The organism is Crocosphaera sp. UHCC 0190, from assembly GCF_034932065.1.
GTDB lineage: Bacteria > Cyanobacteriota > Cyanobacteriia > Cyanobacteriales > Microcystaceae > UHCC-0190.
Window position 1 is genome coordinate 19,660 of record NZ_JAYGHP010000021.1, and the last position, 19,975, is coordinate 39,634.

The following is a 19,975-nucleotide window of genomic DNA, read 5'->3' on the forward strand; positions in this document are numbered from 1 at the left end:
CAATAAATGCTATTCAAAAATGCTAAAATTTTTTGTGGATCGGGGTGGAACTTTTACGGACATAGTTGCCGTTGTCAATGATTCAGAAATCATCAATAAATTATCCCAACAACCAGAAAGATTTTTAATCGTTAACCTTCCTAAACAACAATGTATAATTGTCTATAAATTACTCTCAGAAAATCCTGAACGCTATCAAGATGCTGTTATTCAAGGAATCAGAGACATCTTAGGTATTTCTAGTAATCAACCCATTCCTACAGAGAAGATAGAAGTGGTAAAAATGGGAACAACTGTTGCCACAAATGCCCTATTAGAAAGAAAAGGCGATCGCACTGTTTTATTAATAACCAAAGGATTTAAAGATGCCCTGAGAATTGGTTATCAAAATCGTCCTAATATTTTCGCTCGTCAGATCATTTTACCCTCAATGTTGTATGAGTCAGTCATTGAAGTAGAAGAAAGATATGATACTCATGGTAATGAATTAATCCCTGTTAATTTAGACCAAGCTAGAGAAGATTTACAAACTATTTATAATCAAGGTGTAAGAAGTTGTGCTATTGTTTTGATGCACAGTTACCGCTACCCAAAACATGAAAATCAAGTCGCTGAAATTGCTCAAAGAATTGGCTTTACTCAAATCTCAATCTCTCATCAAGTTAGTCCCTTAATGAAACTGGTTCCTAGAGGAGATACTACTGTAGTTGATGCTTATTTATCCCCAATTTTAAGACGGTATGTTGACCAAGTTTCGGCACAGTTACCAAACACAAAATTGATGTTTATGAAATCAGATGGGGGGTTAATTGATGCTCATAAATTCCAAGGAAAAGATAGTATTTTATCGGGGCCAGCAGGGGGAATAGTTGGGGCAGTCCAAACCAGTTTAAGAGCAGGTTTTAAACAAATTATAACCTTTGATATGGGGGGAACTAGCACTGATGTAGCTCATTTTAAAGGTGAATATGAGCGACAATTAGATAATGAAATCGCTGGCGCAAGAATGCGAGTTCCTGTATTAAGTATTCACACCGTTGCGGCTGGTGGTGGTTCAATTTTATGCTTTGATGGAGCCAGTTTTAAAGTAGGGCCAAACTCCGCAGGTGCTAACCCTGGCCCCGCTTGTTACCGTCGCGGTGGCCCATTAACAGTAACAGATGCGAATGTCATGTTAGGTAAAATTCGTCCTCAATATTTCCCCCATATTTTCGGAAAAGATGGCAATTTACCGTTAGATAAAGAGGTAGTTAATCAAAAATTTGTAGAACTTTCTCAAGAGATTAAAAAAGCAACAAGTTATCAAAATAGTCCTGAAATAATCGCCGCAGGATTTATTAGAATAGCTGTCGAAAATATGGCTAATGCTATTAAGAAAATTAGCTTACAACGGGGTTATGATGTGAATCATTATGCCTTATGTACTTTCGGAGGTGCAGGGGGTCAAGTTGCTTGTTTAATTGCGGATACATTGGGAATAAAAAGGGTGTTTTTGCATCCCTATGCAGGGGCATTAAGTGCTTATGGAATGGGTTTAGGGGATATTCGAGTAATTAAAGAAAGTGCCATCGAAAAACCCTTAAATCAAGACTTAATTACCGAATTAAAACAAATCATCAATAAGCTAGAAAATCAAGCAAGAAATGAACTTGATTTACATGAGTCTATCAAAGGGGAAAAAGTTGTACCAAAAGTCAGTTTAAAATATCAAGGAACTGACTCAACATTATTCGTTGATTTTACTGATAATATTGCTATAATGCAGCAAGAATTTGAAAAAGAACATCAATTAAGATATGGTTTCATTCAACCTCAAAAAATGCTTATAGTTGAATCAGTTTCTATAGAAATAATTCAAATGATGGAGACTCCAGAAGAACCTTTAATGACTCGTATTCGTTCTTTAGATGAGTTACCTAATCCGATAGAAACTGTACAAGTATTTAGTGAAAATAAATGGCAAGACACCCCAATTTATAAACGGGAAGATTTACAACCTAACGATATAATTAAAGGCCCAGCAATTATTGTTGAAAAAATTAGCACTATTATGGTTGAACCTAATTGGAATGCGAGATTAACTGAGTATAACCATTTGGTTATTGAAGCTTAAATTTTGTTGATGACAACGCAACTTCAAAGATAAGCTGAGAACCATAAAAACAGACATCAAATGCCTGAAAAAAATTCACTCTTCCTAATAATAAAGGAATGTTTTGAGCTTGAGTCCATGCAAAAACCAAAGTTACTGAATCAAATCCTTCAATTTGTGCTGATAAAATCACACCTTTAGCTTGAAATTGAGCTAAATTTCCGGTTAAGATAACCTCAGTATTATGTTCATCCCAATTTAATCCTAATTCTAATCCTATCTCATGAGGAAGAACATTAACACTTGCACCTGTATCTAATAATCCTCCTGTATTTAGAGAAACGTCATTATAGATTAATAGCAAGGGTAAATAAGGAATGAAAGCAGTTTCTCCCTTTTGATTGATTCTTTGATTGTATTTAAACTGCCTTTTAATCATGATTAGAATCTTTATTTAACCCTTGAGAATGTTTTTCTAACATTTCCGTTAAGACAGCTTCTGCTGAAAAAGCATCATAAGGGGACCAAACCTCATAGGTTTTATTCTCTGTTAAAGAAGATAAGTTTTGCTCATCATCTTGTTCTAACTGTTTAGCTAAAAACTGAATTGCTTTTAGTTTATCTTGAGGTGATAATTTTTCTAAAGAGGGGATTAGTTGATTAAGATTCATTCTTGAAGTCTGGAGTAAAACTCATCCAATTATATCAAAAAAAGTTGTAAGAATTCTATGAAGTATATTATTGAATTAGTTTCTGTAGAAATTATTCAAATTATGGATAGTCCAGCATAACTTTATTCTGGTTAAACCTAACTGGAAAGCAAGATTAACTGATTATAATCATTTGATTTATTGACATAAAACGCTAGATCTTTTACGATAAAGAAGGCTGTTTACAAAATAAGCAATGATAACTGATTGGTTATTTGGATTAGCATTCTGGTTTCTACAACTATGGAACCGCTTAGATGAAAAAACAAAACGTCAAATCATTGAAGTAGTTATTAAAGCATTTAATGAACTACTTCGAGCTTTTTATAGACAATGGCAAAATAGAAAGAAATAATAAGGAAGAATTATGAGTAGTTTTCAAGAGTTTATGGATAAAGCAGAGGAGTCACCTACCACAGATTTACCAGGATCTAATGTATCTCTTTCAAGCATTGAAACTTCTCTCAAGTCAGTAGTTAGTGACCTCTTGACACCCTTTTCAGTTCGAGTTGATAAAAAGCAAGAATTTGCAGAGAAAGTTTCTAATTTAGTTCGAGATAAAGAGTTTATATCTGAATTTAGTGATCGTATCGGTGAGCCGTCAGAACTTGAAACTGAAGATGAGTTTGTAGAACGTGGTAGCAATGTGTTGAGAAAAATGTTGTACGATAAATTTGGCATTAAGGATTAGTGCGATCCCGCTTTGCGAGTTCGGCTGCACCGACAATTTCGTAGGTTGGGTTGAGGAACAAAACCCAACATTTTAAGCTTTAAAACTATCTAAAATTTTCTTAATGGTATTGGCTGTAATATCTCCTTGATCTGACTTTGAATAAATAGTAACTAAAACAATCTTGGTTGAAGTTTTGAGGTAATAAATGAAACGATAACCGCCACTTTTACCCTTTTGAATATTACTATTTTTAATTCTAACCTTAAATACTGTGTAAGGAATACCTGAAATTTGATCTCCAACAATTTTACCTGCTTGCAGCTGGTCAATAATTGACTGGATATCAGAGCGAATATTACGGTATCGTTTAGCTAGAGTCCGTAAATTTCGCCTAAATTCAGGTGTTACTTTGATCTCAATTTTATTTGATTCATTCTGCATCAATATCATCCCAAAGTTGAGACACAGGCAAAGTATTATCTGTCATCGCTTCTTGCCATCCCTGATGAAAGCTTTCTTCTGCTGATTTCAATGTCACACTCTCACGAAATAAGCGAATTATTTGTAATAAATTAGGTAAATATTCCTGGGGAGTTTGTTTAATTTCCTCAATAACTTGTTCTTGTAATTCTGTCATACTAGCGTTATCGGATATAAAATTTTGCTTTGTCATTTTCGACAGCCTGTTAGTAACAATCTGATTAATTGTAGAAAAAGTTACTATAATTATAGTTGAATATAACTGCTAAGTGCTATTAACTAAATATCATCATCGAATTTCATAACCAGAAAATGTACAACTTATCTAAACCAGACCCCATTTATCTCGAAATCTTCAAAAATCTCTATCAGTTTATTGCCGAACAAATGGGGATTACTCTACAAAATACAGCATCTTCTGTTAATATCAAAGAACGCCTTGATTTTTCCTGTGCTATCTTCGATCAACAAGGCTTATTAGTGGCAAATGCACCTCATATTCCTGTCCATTTAGGGAGTATGAGTGAAAGCATTAAAAGTCTCATTCAAGATAAGGGAAATAGCTTACAACCAGGGGACGTTTATCTATCCAATAATCCTTACAATGGGGGAACTCACTTACCTGATGTAACCGCTATTACTCCAGTTTTTGATGAAGCAAAACAAAGCATTTTATTCTATGTTGCTTCTCGCGGACATCAGGCTGATATTGGAGGAATCACCCCAGGTTCTATGCCTCCTCATTCTACCTCAATTTTAGAAGAAGGTATCTTATTTGATAACTTTTTATTGGTTAAAAAAGGACAGTTTAGAGAACAAGAATTAAGGGAAGTTTTAGCGAATAATCCTTATCCAGCAAGAAATACAGAACAAAATATTGCTGATTTTCAGGCACAAATTGCTGCCAATGAAAAAGGGGTACAAGAACTGCATAAAATGGTTTTAAACTACGGTTTAGAAACTGTTCAAGCTTATATGAATTTTGTTCAAGATAATGCAGAAGAATGTGTCAGAAAAGCTATTGATGTGTTAACAGATGGGGAATTTACTTATACAATGGATCAGGGTTCAATTATCAAAGTCAAAGTGACTATTGATAGTCAAAACCGCAGTGCAACCATTGATTTTACAGGAACTTCTCCCCAACTCAACAGTAACTTTAATGCCCCTAAAGCAGTTACACAAGCGGCTGTTTTATATGTCTTTCGTACCTTAGTTGATGATAATATTCCTCTCAATGCAGGATGTCTTAAGCCCCTTCATTTAATCATTCCTGAAGGCTGTATGCTTAACCCTAAATATCCGGCTGCTGTTGTAGCAGGAAATGTGGAAACATCCCAGGTTATTGTTGATGCTTTATATGGTGCATTAGCAGTTTTAGCAGCGTCTCAAGGAACCATGAATAATTTCACTTTTGGTAACGAAAAATATCAATATTATGAGACAATTTGTGGGGGTTCGGGTGCAGGAATTAACTTTAATGGAACTGATGCAGTTCATACTCACATGACTAACTCTCGATTAACTGATCCAGAAGTGTTAGAATTTCGTTATCCGGTGTTAGTTGAAGAATTTAAAATTCGTGAAAATAGTGGGGGAAAGGGTCGATATTCTGGGGGAAATGGTGTTATTAGAAAAATTAAATTTTTAGAACCCATGACAGCCAATATTCTCTCTGGACATCGCATAATTCCTCCTTTTGGGTTAGCAGGAGGGGAACCTGGAAAAGTTGGCAAAAATTGGGTTAAACGTCATAATGGAACAGAAGAAATTGTAGAAAGTACCGCAACGGTAGAAGTGGAATCTGATGATACTTTTATCATAGAAACTCCTGGAGGGGGAGGCTTCGGGGTAATGGTTGATAGTTGATATTTATTCGTTAATTACCCTTAAATGATTAACCAGAAAGCAAGGCCAAAGAAGGGAATAAATCTTAACCGACGCTGTTGACTATTAGGGGGTATAACTGCCCCCATTAATATCATTTGAAAGATGGCAAATAAGACTAAATCTACGGAAAAAGCAATCACGACACGACTACTATTTAATTGTGTGATAAAATATTGTAATCTTTGGGCTAAATCTCCAAATTCTGGACGACCAATAAATATCCATACAATAGCTATTATACCAATTATTAACCCTATCCAACCAAATAAACGGTCTAAAAGTCCCTTTTTATGGTCTTCTATTGCTTGGGGAATCGGTTGATTAAACCGAAAAGCCATATAGGGAGAAAGAAAGACATTTGTGAGAAACATTGCAACAGTCCAAAGTGCAACTTTTGGGAATTTTCTGACTCTTTTATCTGCCAATAATAAAGGAAGAAACATAAATATCCAAGCTTCGGCAAAGTTAAATTGTGCTTCTATTATTGGATGAACAATAGGAGATTCCATGAGATGAATTCCTGCTATATTTAAGAGGGGTAAAATAAAGAAAAAATTGATAGATTCATTAATCACTTCTTTAATAGTTTCTGGTTGAACTGCCCAAAAAGGTTCCCCAGGTAAGATATAATTAGGAGCAGAACAGAGTAAAATATAAATGTAAGTTCCTGAAAGTAACCAGAAAAAAATTGAAAGTATTGGTTGTCTTTTTTCTGTTGTAGAATCTTGTTTAAGAAACCTTCTAATTAAGGGAGTAACTAAACGAATAATAAAAAATGATAATTTACCCGGTTTAAGCGGGGGTTCGACAATATCTCTGGCAAAAATAAGTTTTCCTGTGGTTTCAGAAATACGATAAAAGCTAACACCCCTCCCATTAGGTATAGGAATATTATCTAATTCAACGTGCCATAATACCCCAACTTTTAAAGGATCTTCTGTGGTAATTTCATCAATCACAAACTTAAAATCATCAGGCACATTTTCGCAAGATTCTTTAAAGAGATTTTTAACCGATTCTTTACCTTCAAAAGCTTGAGAAAAGTTAACATCTTGATAAATACAATCATTATCTACCCATTTTATTGCTTTCTCAATATCTCGGTTATTAATCGCTTGATAAATGGATTCGATGACTTCTTTAGCTGATTTTATCATTAGTTGTTAAGTCAATATCGTTTAATTTTTTGTATTTTTAATTATATCAAAAAAACCATAAGATTACCAGAATTAAATTAACTTGATTTTATTTCTAAATTACCCATCATTCCTAAATCTTCATGATCTAAAATATGACAATGATAAGCTGTTTTTCCTATAAAATCTTTAAAAGCAATTCTAATGCGTACAGTTTCTCCTCGACGTACTAAAACTGTATCTTTCCAAGTCTTATAAGGTTCAGGAATCCCATTGCGACTAAGGATTTGAAATTTATTAATATGAACATGAAAAGGATGATCCATAACTCCTGTATTAATTAATTCCCAATCTTCAACCGTATTTACAGTTACTTGAGTTTGAATGTAATTTTCTTGATAAGGTTCTCCATTAATTAAAAATGCCATTCCCATCCCAGGAAACATCCCATGATTGAGTTCAAATCGTCTTACTTTTTGGGGTCCTGGTAGGGAAGAAATTGGTATTAATTGAGTCGGTAAATTTATCAGATTAACTGATGAATTATAATTAATTGTTGCTAAAATTATCGGTTTTTGATTATTAGAAAAGTGACCGCTTCTATTGCCCATCATTCTTCCCATTCCTCCCATCATACCCATTGAACCTCGATTATAAGGTAGACTGCGTAAGACATATTGACCAGGGATTTGATCGCCTTTAATTAATAGTTCAACCCGTTCACCTGGGGTTAATAATAATTCTGATAATTCCACAGGTTTCTCTAAACTTGCACCATCATTAGCAATCAGATAAAAAGGATGACTCTCTAAAAATAATTGATAAAATCGAGAGGAAGAAGCATTAAGAATGCGTAACCTTAATAAGCCATTTTTAGAAATAGAGAATGAAGGATTAATTTGACCATTAACTGTAATGATATTTCCTTCTCGTCCCATCATTAAAGGCATTTGATTTGATGGAAATAGATTTCCTTCGTCATCTAATGCAAAATCTTGTAGAACTAAAAATTCTTCTTTTGCTGCCTTAATTTCTGGGATTTCATCTAATTGTCCTCGAATGACAAATAAACCTGCTAATCCTCCTGATACTTGTTCTGCTGTTAACTCATGTAAGTGGGGATGATACCAAGCAATTCCAGGTGATTGATTAGGAGAAATATCAAATTCATAAGTAATTTTTTCTTTTGGTTTAATATGCAGAAAAACGTTATCCCCTTTTCCTGTTGGGGGAATATGTAATCCATGATAATGTAAATTGGTGGGTTGAGAAAGATTATTAACAAAATGAATACGCACTTTATCCCCTAGTCTCGCTTCTAAGCGAGGCCCTGGTATTTGTCGATTATAAGTTAATAAATAAGCATTATTGCCTCCTAAATTAATTGTTTGATAATTAGCTTCTAGGGTAGTTTCCAATAAGCCATTTTTACTAACAATTAATTTCTGTGAATCTAAAGAATCGTTTGTTTTTATTACAGGAAATTGATCGGATTTAATTCTTTGAAAAATTTGATGAGATGCTAAAGCAATTCCCGCAGTAGCTGTGCCTATAATGATAAACTGACGGCGATTCATTTGATAGAGATTAATATTTCTCATGATTAATTTTCCTTGAGTTAAACTAACGAGATGCTATATTTAGCATCTCTAAAATATTTTTTTAGTAATTCTGGTATTCTTGAAACACCTCTATTGCACCTGTTTTATTGAAGGCAAAAACAGCAAAAGGTTGTTTTTTTTCTCCTGCTTCCATTCCAGGGGTTCCTAATGGCATTCCAGGGACAGATAAGCCAATCATATTCGGTTTTTCTGTGAGAAACTGTTTAATATCATCAGCAGGAATATGACCTTCCATCACATAGCCATCAATAATAGCAGTATGACAAGATTCTAAATCAGAAGTAATCTGATATTTCTGTTTAATACTTGCCATATCATCTGTTTTAATATCCTTAATTTTAAACCCATGTTTTTCAGCGTGTTCTACCCAAAGACCACAACAACCACAAGAAGGACTACGATAAACGGTCATTTCTTTATTACCATTGTATGACTCATTAATGCTGTCCCAATTACTAGCTAAAATAGTAGAATTGGCTAAGTTATTCACTGTTTTTTGTTCACCTGTTGTTTGGGTTAAATAAACAGTTCCTATCATACCAACTACAGCAAGACCAACAATGATAGGTAAGATCAATTGAGAAAAAGATTTAAGCATTATGAAATATTCACAAAATAATTGTCTTTCTCGATCTTACCTCTTAATTAGGGAATTTGCCTTACCCTGTCGATAGTTAACTCTGGAGGTAATTCATGAATTCCCCTGACAAAAAACTTTTTTTCTTAACAAAATTCGATAAATAGGTTCAGGTTTATTAAGGGTGGCAATTTCTCTTTCTGTCTTAATCAGAAACGGATTTTCTTCTAACCAAGTCTCTTGATGCTGTTGTTCAACACAAGAATTAACTAAAAAATGCTCGGCCATTTCTTTTGCGACTTCTTCAACATCTGATTGTAAAAAAATTGTGCCATTATCAGCTAAATAATCAGCGATCGCCTGAACTAAACTGGGTTGAACAACTCGTCTTTTTTTATGACTGGTTTTCAACCAAGGATCGGGAAATTGAATACTGACCCATTGTAATATCCCAGGTGGAAAGGATTGTAATAAAGGTTCAATAGAGAGATTAATCTGACAAAATAGAAAATGAAGGTTAGACAATCCCAAGCGATCGCGTTGTTCATTCGCTTCTATCACCAAAGGTTCTCGAATTTCCACCCCCAAAAAATTAATCTCAGGATAAAGAGAGGCCATCTTTAACAAAAATTTACCTCTCCCACAGCCAATGTCTAAATGAAGAGGTTGCTGTAAACAAGGATAAATTTGTCCCCAATCAGGTATGGTCAAAGGTAGATGGTATTTACGACTCAAGGGGTTAACGTGTTGACGGACACGAACTCTTGCCAAGATCAATCTCTCCTGTTTATGTTTAATAATTAAGATAGGATTTAGTGAGTAACCCTTTGTGATTAATTTTCGATTTGCTATCATCAGTGATCCCCACGTAGCGGTTCCCCACACCATCTGGAATCATCCCCACCGCTTCCATTTAGTCGAAGTTAGTATTCTTGCGTTAGAAAGGGTGTTAAATCACCTAGAACAGCTTAACTTAGATTTTCTGCTCTTACCAGGAGACTTAACTCAGGATGGGGAACCCGATAACCACAACTGGTTACAAAAACGTCTTCAGTCTTTACCCTTTCCAGTGTATGTGGTTCCTGGTAATCATGATATCCCTAGTCTTTCTCCCACGGAACGCACTATCGGTTTTCAGGAGTTTCCTAGTTATTACCGTCACTGTGGTTATGGGGAAGACCACTTATATTATAGCCAAGAAATTCTGCCAGGGGTGAGAATTATTGCCCTCAATTCTAATCAATTTAATGGGGAAGGAAAACAGTTAGGTTGTTTGGATGAAGCACAATTAACTTGGTTAGAGGAATTATTGCCTCAAGTCAAAGATCAATTATTATTGGTGATGATTCATCATAATGTCATTGAGCATTTACCTGGACAAACTCACCACGAATTAGGTCAAAGGTATATGCTCGATAATGCTCCATTATTGCTAAAAATGTTAAGGTCTGCCCATTGTCAATTAATTTTTACTGGTCATTTGCACGTTCAAGATGTAGCCTATGATCAGGGAATTTATGAAATTACGACAGGATCATTGGTAAGTTATCCTCACCCCTATCGTATTATTGAGGTCAAACGACCACCTCACAGTTCTTTAACTCTTAATGTGACTTCCCATCGGGTTGACAGTGTGCCAGGATGGGAAAATTTGGGGGCAATTTCTCGTCAATGGTTAGGCGATCGCTCTTTTCCTTTTATGGTAAAGTTACTAACGGCATCTCCCCTAAAAGTTTCTGTGGAAGAGGCGGAAAAATTAGCCCCTTTTCTGCGAGATTTTTGGTCAGATGTTGCCGCAGGGGATGGGTTATTTGACTTTCCTGATTTCCCGCCTCCAATTCGTCAATATTTTCAACAATTTAGTGCAATTAAAGCTGATGGAACTCCAGCTTTAATTGATAATCAAGCCGTTCTTAATCTATAAGGTATCTGTCAATAATATTCCCAAAATCCACAAACTGATAAACTTTGTGGTGCCATAGGCTAATACCCATTAAAAATGCGTATTAGCAAGGCAAAAAGAAAAAAGCAAAAGGGGAGTGGATTACAGCCTTTTTTATGAAGTTAAACAATACGCAGTTTAAATGTACAACAGCTTACTATTCGGTTAAAGAAAAATATCAGGGTACACAAAGGATAGGGTTTAGGGTGAAATTCATCCTTAATCCTACCCTTAGCTCTGAGTATTTCCCCCCATATATATACTTAGTTATTTGATACTAGATTTTACTTTATCTTGATAAATGTTGTCTTTTTACCTAAGCATTTTCTTGATACAAGTGAATATTCATGAGATTTGATTAAGCGTTAAAATTATCAATTTTCAGTAAAGAAAATGGCAAAAATCGTCAAGATCACGGATGCTTTTTTTGACATAATTGTAAACAATATATATTAAATAAGTTAAGAATTAATGAAGTGACCTTAACCTTCGGAGGAAATTAATCATGCCGACAGTCAATGAAACCCCTAACCTGTTCAATTACAACTCGTTTGATTCACCTTTTCCCAATCATTCAGGAGAATCTGGATTTTTGCTGACTTCCCAAAACCCAACGGAGCAATCATCTTCCCTAGGAACGAATTTAGAAACACAGTTATCCGAAGTCAGTCAAACCCTACAAACATTCAGTAGTGAAAACACCCTAGAAACAACAACAAATCAAGAATCTAGCACCTCTCCCCTTTCCCAAACAGATGATTTAATTCAGGCTCTTGATAGTAGTACAGAACCCATTACCGGGGTTCAGAATACCGTAACTCCCTTAGTGTTTAGCGATCAAGAAATGGGAAGTTTAGACAGCAATGATAACACCTATCAAACACGGTATCAGGATGAATATATTTTAACTGGTTTCGGCAAAAATCAAGCTGTGACCTTAAACTTAGATAGTTTAGGATTTGGAGCATCTTTGCAACTGGTGAACCGTCAGAATCAAGAAGTAATTGCTAACTATTCCTCTAATTCTCTGACGGGAATTTCTAATGCTCAACTCACCTTTACAGCCCAAGATACCATACAGTATTTAGTTCGCGTCACCTCCAATGGAACATCAACCACGGGAAGCTATGAACTAGGAACAACCTTGGGAGAACTAACCCTAGGATTAAATGATAAAACCATTACAAGCAGTTTAACAACTACAGATAAGCTCAATAATTTACGCTCTGGACGCTATGCTGATGACTACCATCTAACGGATTTATCTCCTTTTCAAACTGTCAATATCCGCTTAGCTTCTTCGCAATTTAATACTTATCTACAAGTGCTTGACGCAAAAACAGGAAAACAAATTGCCTATAACGACAATAACAGCAAGGATGCCGAAAGCACGACAAATTCATTGGTTTCTTTTAAAACAGCCATAGGAGTTGATTATATTGTGAGAGTCACCTCTAATAAATCAGGGGAGACTGGAGACTATAGCTTAAGCGTTGATTCTAACGCCACTCTCTCCGGTGGTTGGGATAAAACTGATGACAGCAATCATCCTGTGATTCAGACTCAACTAATGGATAACTATCTGTTATCTGATGTCAACTCAGGACAAGATATCCATCTGACCTTAGATAGTGGCTCATCATCAGGCCTCGTCCAACTCTTGAATCGAAATACGGGAGAAATTCTCTTAAGTAGCAATAATCAAATTCTAGATTTTACAGCGGTTGAGGGCATTAACTATGGTGTCAGGGTGATTGGTTCTGATGGAGTCAATTATAGTTTAACTACCAATACAGGTTTCTTGTTTGATAGCACCGACATCTCAGCCAATCAAACCATCGATACCAAGCTAGCCAAAACTGATAATGTTAATCTTATGGAATGGCAAACCCGTTCTGCCACAGGTTATTATGCCGATGGCTACTCTTTGATGTCTCAAAATTTAGTCCCTGGACAAAGCATCGAACTTAACTTAATGTCTTCAAAATTTGATGCCTTTTTATATTTGCTAAATGCTAAAACGGGAGAACTCATTGCACGCAATGATGATGGAGGGGAAGGCTCTAACTCCCGTCTCGTTTTCACCCCAGAAGCGGCCATGGATTATTTAGTCATGGCCGCTTCTTACAACGCTAAGACAGGGGATTACACCCTAAGTGCCAAGACTTTGTAATTAAGCAATTTGAGCTATTTAGCCACTGTCCACCATGCTAGGGCATAGGGTTGACTCGGTTCATTAATCTGCTGTGTGTACTGTACCCGCACTTTATAATTCCCTGTAGTTGGCACAGCACAGAAAATATGTTCTGTACTATCAACTTTACTAATGGAAGCGCAGGTACTTTGGGCGGTATTTTTGCCATCAGTCGGCATTAAATAAACATCAAGATTATTTAACCCACGATCTTTAAAGGTTTCTCCGATATCATATTGTTTGTTATTGTTTTTGTCGTTAAGTTCCACTAAGCGATCCCAAACTAGGGTAATAGAAACATAACTGCCTTGGTGCAAAGGTTGTCCGATGACGTAATCTTGATGATTATCTTTGGTAACGGTATTGTAATCCCAACCCATTCCTGGAACAACGGTTTTCGGTTTCCACTGACCCGCACTAAACTGTTGATAGGCGCGAAACACATTAAGATGTCCAATACCCATTTCCATATCAACAGGAACAGCCGGATTATTATAAGCATCGGATTGTAACCAGGTTTTGTTGCCTTTACTAAAAACTGTCCGCATCATGCCCAATAATAGCCCATCTCCTTGATCTTGTAGTTTATCGGCTGAATTGAGTAAGACAACTTTGCTGACTTCGTGACGACGGGAGTCGAGACTCCAATTAGGTTGTTTTTCTCTTAATTGGCGATCGCCGAATTCTTGTAATAAAGCCACAGATGCGGTGATATGGGGGGCAGCAAAACTGGTGCCACTGACTTCATTAATTTTGCCAGCTAAGTCATATAAGGCGACTTTATTACCAGGGGCGACTAAATTAATGGCCCGTCTGGGGCCTGCATTAATTTCCCGTTTAATCAAACTGCGGCCAATGCCGACGGGAAGTGCGCTAATATTGGCAAAATCGACTTTTGTATATTGGCCATTGCGTTTGGCCGTGTAGGCGGTAGTAATGCCATTATAATGGTCGGTAGGAATGGGAATACCACCTTTTCCCTGGTTTCCGGCAATGACGTAGAGGACATCATGTTCTCGTGATGACCAGTCGATACACTGGGTTAATAAGGCGTTGCCATCGAGTTTAGCCCCTTCTCGGTTATCCCGTTCCAAAGATTCCCCAAAACTGAAGTTAATAGCCCGCACATCGCCGCTATTTCGTTGGGCAATATATTGACTTGCGATACATTCTTGAGGTTGTCCCCCTCCCTTGAGGGCCCCCACTGCTGAGGAGTAGAGTCTAGCATCTGGGGCCACTCCTGGGATGCGTTTATCTCGACTCACCATGACGGTTGCTACCATAGCTGCGTGGTTATCTAGGTTGCCGTTAGCTTTGACAGCCCGATCTTGATAATAGACTCCTGCTAACTTAAAGACGGGGTTCCAGGCGGCTATTTTATCAAAGCCGAATTGTCCAGGCCTGCCAATTTCGACTTGGCCAATAGCGATTTTACGCCCCGTTAAATTATAAGGTTCTTGATGTAGGCGATCGGCATAAATTCCTGCTTCTCCCACTGAGGTGTCTAGGGCCCAAGCTGGTGCGACGATGGCTGAAACTGTTGTTAAACTACAAGTTAACCACGCAATGGTGTGTCTCATTTAGATAGTGTGATTGAATTCCTCTACGTCTTCTATTCTATCCAAGAGCAATCGCTTTTATTCCCTAAAGATTTTGTGAAGGTTTGAAAACAACATTATCAGGAATACCAACTAACTCAAAATTATTACCATTGTCTGTTTCTGTATATACTCTCTGTTCAATTTCCATAGGATATTTAGGACGAATTTGAGGATTTATTTCATCGGCGATCGCCACAATTAAACGATTATGAACTTGTGACCAAAATTGAGGACTTTCTAAATAAGGGTTCATTCCAGGAAAAGGTGAAGGCATTATTATCTCCTTTTATTAATTAGGTTATTACAGTAAGGTCGGCGGTGCATCGGCCTACTCAACTTGAGTTTCATCTATTAAAAGAACGTCCTCATAAATCAATTCAATGGGACAATTAAAATCAACTGAAGTTAATCTTAATTCATCATTTTCAGCAAAACTGTATAACTCCCAAATTCCCTGATCATTAATCAGAAAACATTCAATTAATTTCTGTTCTGAACTCACTAAAACATATTCTTTTAAGGTTTCAATTTTACGATAATTACGAAATTTTTTACCTCGATCAAATCCTTCTGTACTCGGAGAAAGAACTTCAACAATTAAACAAGGATATTGAAGAAATTTCATCGCTTTTTTATCCCGTTCATCACAACTCACGATAACATCAGGATAATGATAGGGGCCTTTTTCTGATACTTGTACTTTAGCATCAGAAATTAATATTTTACATCCTTTTACCCGTAGATGGTTTCTTAAAGCAGAAGCAAAATTAAAAGCAAGTTCAGCATGAGGAAGTGTTCCCCCTGTCATCGCATAAACTTCCCCATCCATATATTCATATTTAAGGGGTTGTTTTTCCTCCCATTCTAGATATTCTTCGGGAGTCATATAATAATGTTCTTTTGCTGCCACCATGTTAATATCTCCTGGTAAAAAGTTAATTTTTGAACCTGTAGGGGCGAATGGTATTCGCCCTTAATTTATTACAAAATAACTAGATTGTTTTGCTTACAATTTAATTGTAATTGCCATTCATTCAAATCAGCTAAAGCCCGATCACGATATTTCCCGTATCTTTCCCGTTTATTGCGAATTCTCACAGGTAATTCCGGTAAAATGCCAAAATTTGGGGGCATAGGTTGAAAATGTTTCGGAGATGCACTACTAATAAACTCAAATAACGCCCCCATCATCATACTTTCAGGGAGAGTTACTGTCTCTAACCCTAACATCAGTCGCGCTGCATTTGTCCCCGCTAACCAACCTCCTGCGGTTGCTGCGGTATATCCTTCTGTCCCAATTAATTGACCTGCGGCCAAAAGCGTCGGACGGGTTTTAAACTGTAAAGTAGGATCAAGTAACTGCGGTGAGTTAATGAAAGTATTACGGTGCATTACTCCCATACGGACAAATTCAGCGTTTTCTAAACCAGGAATGAGCCTAAATACCCTTTTTTGTTCTCCCCACTTCAAATTAGTCTGAAATCCGACCATATTCCATAATTGCCCCTGTTTATCTTCTTGGCGTAGCTGTACCACCGCGTAGGGGCGTTTTTCTTTGTTTTCTGGTTCCCGAAAGTCCCCTAAACGTGCATCAAAGAGGCCAACGGGTTTCAGGGGGCCATAACGCATGGTTTCTTCTCCCCGTTTAGCTAATTCCTCGATAGGGAGACATCCTTCAAAAAATTTGGCTGTTTCTCGCTCAAAATCCTTTAATTCAGCTTGTTCTGCTTGACATAAGGCTTCTCGAAACTGTAAATATTGGTCTTTGTTGAGGGGACAGTTAAGATAGGCAGCGTCACCTTTATCATAACGGGAAGCTAAAAAGGCGATGTCTTGATTTATGGTTTCTCCGACGATTATAGGGCTTGCTGCGTCAAAAAAGCTCATATATTCCATCCCTGTGAACCGTTGTAAGTCTTCCGCTAGGGAGGGAGTGGTGAGGGGGCCAGTGGCTAAAATGATGATGCCTTCTGGGGGAATTTCGGTAATTTCTGAGCGTTTTAGTTCAATGAGGGGATGATTAGCTAAGGTTTGGGTTAATTGATGGCTAAAGATGCCTCTATCAACGGCTAAGGCACCGCCAGCAGGGACGGCGTGTTGATCGGCAGTTTGGATTATAATGGAACCGAGACGGCGTAATTCTTCATGGAGAAGGCCAGCAGCCCGATCGCTTGACATAGCCCCAAAGGAGTTGCTACAAACTAATTCGCCTAATTCTTCGCTATGATGAGCGGGACTGGTACGAAGGGGGCGCATTTCGTGTAATATCACGGGTATACCAGCTTGAGCGACTTGCCAAGCGGCTTCGGTTCCTGCTAAACCGCCACCAATAACTTGAACTTTTGTGGTTGAATATGTCATTAATTAGGTTTTAGTTTCTTTTTTGTTCACTTTGAATGCTTTTATTTTAGTATAGCTACCTTATACTTTGATTTGAGTAAAGTTATGAGAAGTTAAAGCGAGTTTTGGACTCAAATGATTAAAAAACTCAGCCAAAGACTCCGCTTGAGATGGACTAATTTCTTGTTTTTCTGTCATAATTGCTTCTAGGGTCTTAATATCTCCAAAAATATCAATAATACTCTCATAATTAACATCGAATTCATGAATTAATGATTCTAAAGTAGCGGTAAGATTTGTTTTATTTATCGGATAATATTGTTGTTCATAAGCTTCAATTAATAATACTAATAACTCAAATAATATATCTTCATCCTTAGTTAGAGTCCGTGACATCATCTCCTCAATAATGCCTAAAAATTGTTCATAATCTTGTTTGGTTTTAATTGGTTTTGGCTGATATTTAACCATCTGGGTGACGTTCCCAAAATTCTCGTAACTTAACTTTACTGATAACGTGCATTATCAACTTGTTCAAATCGTTTTAATTTCAATAGTTCTACTTGTTCTTTTGTCCATGTATAATAATCAGAAATGTAATTCGTCATGATTGTTGTTGCTTATTGTACTTTCTATCTATTTTATAAATTCATTATAAGCATCTCTACACCGATAACGTATGTCAATTGTAACCTAATTTTTCTATGACAACCAATAATCCCATTCCTTGGCGTTTTATTCCCTTAATGGTGGCTTCTGGACAGCTTCAGATGGCTATTGATGCTTGGTTATTGCAACAACATCTAAAAGAAAATCATCCCCCAACCTTGCGTTTTTATCGTTTTGATCCCGTTACCATTTCTCTCGGTTCCCTACAACGTACTTATCCCTCACACTGGGACACTTTACAATGGCAAAATCAACCCATTGACCTAGTTTATCGTCCGACAGGAGGTAGAGGGGTTCTACATAGCGGAGATTTATGTTATAGCATTATTACGAGTAATATTAAGGGGAAACGCTCAGAAATCTATCAATATCTTTGTGAGTTTCTGATTCAAGGTTGGCGGACTTTTGGTTTAGATTTATTTTATGGTAAAGCAGGACGGGGCTATATTCATAATGCTAGTTGTTTTGGCACAGCGACGAATGCTGATCTCGTGGATAGTTGGGGTAATAAATTTATTGGTAGTGCCTTACGATGTAGTGGTAAAGGCATTTTGCAACAAGGATCTATACAATTAGCTACCGATCCTAACTTATTTAAGACTGTATTTAGTGAAATTGCCCCTAAACCTCAATTTAGCGGTAGTCTGGATGATCCAACTTTTTTAGAAACTGCGATCGCTACTTTAACAGAAGCAGCTTGTCAGTGTTTTAATATTGAGTTTTTTTCTGAACCACTTTCTAATGATGAGTTAAAATTGATTAGAGACTTCAATCCATAATCATTAAACATGATTTTCAAAAGTTTACTGAAAATACTTTTAATTATACTTTTATTCCTTTATGGTTGTAGTAGTCAACCCCAGGAAAGAATAGATATTGAGCCGCAAAAATCAATGCTTCAGGGAGAGATTTTAGAATGGGTAGAAATTCCCTTGGGACTAACTAAAGAGCAAAGCGCACAATTTCAAAGAATTGTTACTGATAGTGTTCAGGATTTCATGAAACTGAATCCTAGGGTTAAAATAGTCATAGAATTTGTGCCATCAGATGAAACTTTATTTAAGTTAAATCAACAAATTTCTAGAGGGGCAGGGCCCAATCTTTTTGCAATTTCTCTATTAAGAAAACAACTACCGTTATTGATTCGTTCAGGATACTTAAAACGTCTTGATCAAGATAATTTAGATTTATCGCAGTTTCGGCCAGAAACCCTAAAACAAGTGAGTTATCAGAGTTATCTTTACGCTTTACCTGTTAATTTAGCGACCCAAGTTCTCTGTTACAATAAAAGTAAAATACAGGAAACCCCAAAAACTTTAGATGATTTAATTAGTCAGGCCCGTCGTGGATATTCCGTAGGACTACATTCTAGTTTTCGTGAGGCTTTTTGGGGAACAGGGGCTTTTGGTGGTAAGTTATTTGATGAATCAGGTAACATTGCTCTGGCAAAAAATGAAGGTTGGGTGCAATGGATACAATGGTTGAGAAATGCTGGCAATGAACCGAATTTTTTTCTGATTGAAGATGCAGAAACGTTACAAAAAAGCTTTGTAGAAGAGAAGTTAAGTTATATCACTTGTTTATCTGACTGGCTTCCTAGCCTGACGGAAGCTTTGGGTAATAATAAGTTAGGGGTTACTCTATTACCAGGCCGAGAAAATCAAGCTGCAACCCCTCCTTTATGGACAGTAGGCTTTATTTTTAATCGCGCTTCTAGTGCTAATCAACATCAATTGTCCTTAAAACTTGCTCAGTTTTTGAGTAATGCTCAATCTCAACAAAAGGTTCAGGTAGAAGTTCCTTTTTTGATTCCTGTTAATAAAAATGTTACGGTTGATTTTCGTTTGTTTCCGATGCAAGCAGTTTTGGTAGAACAATCTCAAACAGGGGTTATAGTTTCTCTGGATCAAATAGATAAAAATCAAGCTTTTTTAGAATATGGTGATATTATTTATCATAAAGTATTAGGGGGGGAAATTACGGCTGAGGAGGCAGCTTTACAGATTACTCAGGTGATCAATAATCAATTTAATTAATTATAATTGTGGT

21 protein-coding genes are annotated in these 19,975 nt (G+C 36.6%); 7 read left to right on the plus strand and 14 right to left on the minus strand.

The window, feature by feature from the left end:
• Positions 1–19 precede the first annotated feature (19 nt).
• A complete protein-coding gene (locus VB715_RS20320; protein WP_323303022.1) occupies positions 20–2,113 on the plus strand; it encodes a hydantoinase/oxoprolinase family protein in 2,094 nt (697 codons plus the stop codon).
• On the opposite strand, the gene VB715_RS20325 is transcribed toward VB715_RS20320, so the two are convergent.
• Together VB715_RS20325 and VB715_RS20330 are read right to left on the minus strand one after the other, a co-directional pair.
• Positions 2,100–2,456 (minus strand): aspartyl protease family protein, encoded by a 357-nt coding sequence (locus tag VB715_RS20325; RefSeq protein WP_416336966.1) that lies wholly within the window; start codon positions 2,454–2,456, stop codon positions 2,100–2,102. The genes VB715_RS20320 and VB715_RS20325 overlap by 14 nt on opposite strands.
• A gap of 67 nt (positions 2,457–2,523) precedes the next feature.
• Positions 2,524–2,763, minus strand: coding sequence for a hypothetical protein (locus VB715_RS20330; RefSeq protein WP_323303024.1), 240 nt, complete (start codon positions 2,761–2,763; stop codon positions 2,524–2,526).
• A 406-nt stretch (positions 2,764–3,169) separates the two neighbouring features.
• Here VB715_RS20330 and VB715_RS20335 point away from each other — a divergent pair, with 406 nt between their 5' ends.
• Positions 3,170–3,493 (plus strand): hypothetical protein, encoded by a 324-nt coding sequence (locus VB715_RS20335; RefSeq protein WP_323303025.1) that lies wholly within the window; start codon positions 3,170–3,172, stop codon positions 3,491–3,493.
• A 72-nt stretch (positions 3,494–3,565) separates the two neighbouring features.
• Here VB715_RS20335 and VB715_RS20340 read toward each other — a convergent pair whose 3' ends face one another.
• Positions 3,566–3,916 (minus strand): type II toxin-antitoxin system RelE/ParE family toxin, encoded by a 351-nt coding sequence (locus VB715_RS20340; RefSeq protein WP_323303026.1) that lies wholly within the window; start codon positions 3,914–3,916, stop codon positions 3,566–3,568.
• The gene (locus VB715_RS20345) at positions 3,906–4,148 is read right to left on the minus strand and encodes a hypothetical protein (RefSeq protein WP_323303027.1); all 243 of its coding nucleotides are present in this window, start codon (positions 4,146–4,148) and stop codon (positions 3,906–3,908) included. The genes VB715_RS20340 and VB715_RS20345 overlap by 11 nt, the downstream gene beginning before the upstream one ends.
• Positions 4,149–4,267: 119 nt before the next feature.
• Between VB715_RS20345 and VB715_RS20350 the strand changes: the two genes are divergently transcribed.
• On the plus strand, positions 4,268–5,824 hold the full coding sequence (locus VB715_RS20350; protein WP_323303028.1) for a hydantoinase B/oxoprolinase family protein: 1,557 nt from the start codon (positions 4,268–4,270) through the stop codon (positions 5,822–5,824).
• Positions 5,825–5,844: 20 nt separating this feature from the next.
• Here the strand turns inward: VB715_RS20350 and VB715_RS20355 are convergent, their stop codons facing one another.
• The 4 genes from VB715_RS20355 to trmB all read right to left on the minus strand — a co-directional run bounded on the left by VB715_RS20355 (position 5,845) and on the right by trmB (position 9,951).
• Positions 5,845–7,002 (minus strand): nuclear transport factor 2 family protein, encoded by a 1,158-nt coding sequence (locus VB715_RS20355; protein ID WP_323303029.1) that lies wholly within the window; start codon positions 7,000–7,002, stop codon positions 5,845–5,847.
• A 77-nt stretch (positions 7,003–7,079) separates the two neighbouring features.
• Complete coding sequence (locus VB715_RS20360; protein ID WP_323303030.1) at positions 7,080–8,582, minus strand: multicopper oxidase family protein; 1,503 nt, start codon at positions 8,580–8,582, stop codon at positions 7,080–7,082.
• Positions 8,583–8,643: 61 nt separating this feature from the next.
• A complete protein-coding gene (locus tag VB715_RS20365; protein ID WP_323303031.1) occupies positions 8,644–9,201 on the minus strand; it encodes a DUF411 domain-containing protein in 558 nt (185 codons plus the stop codon).
• A gap of 93 nt (positions 9,202–9,294) precedes the next feature.
• Entirely contained in the window at positions 9,295–9,951 is a 657-nt protein-coding gene (trmB, locus tag VB715_RS20370; protein WP_323303032.1) for a tRNA (guanosine(46)-N7)-methyltransferase TrmB, read from the minus strand.
• Positions 9,952–10,012: 61 nt separating this feature from the next.
• Here trmB and VB715_RS20375 point away from each other — a divergent pair, with 61 nt between their 5' ends.
• Both VB715_RS20375 and VB715_RS20380 read left to right on the plus strand, forming a co-directional pair.
• Positions 10,013–11,104, plus strand: coding sequence for a metallophosphoesterase (locus VB715_RS20375; RefSeq protein WP_323303048.1), 1,092 nt, complete (start codon positions 10,013–10,015; stop codon positions 11,102–11,104).
• Between the two features lie 523 nt (positions 11,105–11,627).
• Positions 11,628–13,295, plus strand: a complete 1,668-nt coding sequence (locus VB715_RS20380; protein WP_323303033.1) for a hypothetical protein — start codon at positions 11,628–11,630, stop codon at positions 13,293–13,295.
• 14 nt (positions 13,296–13,309) lie between these two features.
• Here the strand turns inward: VB715_RS20380 and VB715_RS20385 are convergent, their stop codons facing one another.
• From VB715_RS20385 to VB715_RS20410, 6 genes are all read right to left on the minus strand, one after another.
• Entirely contained in the window at positions 13,310–14,896 is a 1,587-nt protein-coding gene (locus VB715_RS20385; protein WP_323303034.1) for a S8 family serine peptidase, read from the minus strand.
• Positions 14,897–14,960: 64 nt separating this feature from the next.
• Positions 14,961–15,191, minus strand: a complete 231-nt coding sequence (locus VB715_RS20390; protein WP_323303035.1) for a DUF4058 family protein — start codon at positions 15,189–15,191, stop codon at positions 14,961–14,963.
• A gap of 54 nt (positions 15,192–15,245) precedes the next feature.
• Positions 15,246–15,830: a Uma2 family endonuclease gene (locus VB715_RS20395; protein ID WP_323303036.1), complete on the minus strand. Its 585-nt coding sequence runs from the start codon at positions 15,828–15,830 to the stop codon at positions 15,246–15,248.
• 68 nt (positions 15,831–15,898) lie between these two features.
• Positions 15,899–17,278 (minus strand): FADH(2)-oxidizing methylenetetrahydrofolate--tRNA-(uracil(54)-C(5))-methyltransferase TrmFO, encoded by a 1,380-nt coding sequence (gene trmFO / locus VB715_RS20400; RefSeq protein WP_323303037.1) that lies wholly within the window; start codon positions 17,276–17,278, stop codon positions 15,899–15,901.
• A 60-nt stretch (positions 17,279–17,338) separates the two neighbouring features.
• Positions 17,339–17,728, minus strand: a complete 390-nt coding sequence (locus VB715_RS20405; protein ID WP_323303038.1) for a transcriptional regulator — start codon at positions 17,726–17,728, stop codon at positions 17,339–17,341.
• Between the two features lie 35 nt (positions 17,729–17,763).
• Entirely contained in the window at positions 17,764–17,865 is a 102-nt protein-coding gene (locus VB715_RS20410) for a DUF29 family protein (RefSeq protein ID WP_323303039.1), read from the minus strand.
• A gap of 96 nt (positions 17,866–17,961) precedes the next feature.
• Between VB715_RS20410 and VB715_RS20415 the strand changes: the two genes are divergently transcribed.
• Together VB715_RS20415 and VB715_RS20420 are read left to right on the plus strand one after the other, a co-directional pair.
• A complete protein-coding gene (locus tag VB715_RS20415) occupies positions 17,962–18,705 on the plus strand; it encodes a biotin/lipoate A/B protein ligase family protein (protein WP_323303040.1) in 744 nt (247 codons plus the stop codon).
• Positions 18,706–18,714: 9 nt separating this feature from the next.
• Entirely contained in the window at positions 18,715–19,962 is a 1,248-nt protein-coding gene (locus VB715_RS20420; RefSeq protein WP_323303041.1) for an ABC transporter substrate-binding protein, read from the plus strand.
• Positions 19,963–19,975 lie beyond the last annotated feature (13 nt).

Coding starts and splice junctions, on each gene's coding strand:
- VB715_RS20320 (WP_323303022.1), top strand. CDS start 20: ATGCTAAAATTTTTTGTGGATCGGGGTGGAACTTTTACGGACATAGTT.
- VB715_RS20330 (WP_323303024.1), bottom strand. CDS start 2,763: ATGAATCTTAATCAACTAATCCCCTCTTTAGAAAAATTATCACCTCAA.
- VB715_RS20335 (WP_323303025.1), top strand. CDS start 3,170: ATGAGTAGTTTTCAAGAGTTTATGGATAAAGCAGAGGAGTCACCTACC.
- VB715_RS20340 (WP_323303026.1), bottom strand. CDS start 3,916: ATGCAGAATGAATCAAATAAAATTGAGATCAAAGTAACACCTGAATTT.
- VB715_RS20345 (WP_323303027.1), bottom strand. CDS start 4,148: ATGACAAAGCAAAATTTTATATCCGATAACGCTAGTATGACAGAATTA.
- VB715_RS20350 (WP_323303028.1), top strand. CDS start 4,268: ATGTACAACTTATCTAAACCAGACCCCATTTATCTCGAAATCTTCAAA.
- VB715_RS20355 (WP_323303029.1), bottom strand. CDS start 7,002: ATGATAAAATCAGCTAAAGAAGTCATCGAATCCATTTATCAAGCGATT.
- VB715_RS20360 (WP_323303030.1), bottom strand. CDS start 8,582: ATGAGAAATATTAATCTCTATCAAATGAATCGCCGTCAGTTTATCATT.
- VB715_RS20365 (WP_323303031.1), bottom strand. CDS start 9,201: ATGCTTAAATCTTTTTCTCAATTGATCTTACCTATCATTGTTGGTCTT.
- VB715_RS20380 (WP_323303033.1), top strand. CDS start 11,628: ATGCCGACAGTCAATGAAACCCCTAACCTGTTCAATTACAACTCGTTT.
- VB715_RS20385 (WP_323303034.1), bottom strand. CDS start 14,896: ATGAGACACACCATTGCGTGGTTAACTTGTAGTTTAACAACAGTTTCA.
- VB715_RS20390 (WP_323303035.1), bottom strand. CDS start 15,191: ATGCCTTCACCTTTTCCTGGAATGAACCCTTATTTAGAAAGTCCTCAA.
- VB715_RS20395 (WP_323303036.1), bottom strand. CDS start 15,830: ATGGTGGCAGCAAAAGAACATTATTATATGACTCCCGAAGAATATCTA.
- trmFO (WP_323303037.1), bottom strand. CDS start 17,278: ATGACATATTCAACCACAAAAGTTCAAGTTATTGGTGGCGGTTTAGCA.
- VB715_RS20405 (WP_323303038.1), bottom strand. CDS start 17,728: ATGGTTAAATATCAGCCAAAACCAATTAAAACCAAACAAGATTATGAA.
- VB715_RS20410 (WP_323303039.1), bottom strand. CDS start 17,865: ATGACGAATTACATTTCTGATTATTATACATGGACAAAAGAACAAGTA.
- VB715_RS20415 (WP_323303040.1), top strand. CDS start 17,962: ATGACAACCAATAATCCCATTCCTTGGCGTTTTATTCCCTTAATGGTG.
- VB715_RS20420 (WP_323303041.1), top strand. CDS start 18,715: ATGATTTTCAAAAGTTTACTGAAAATACTTTTAATTATACTTTTATTC.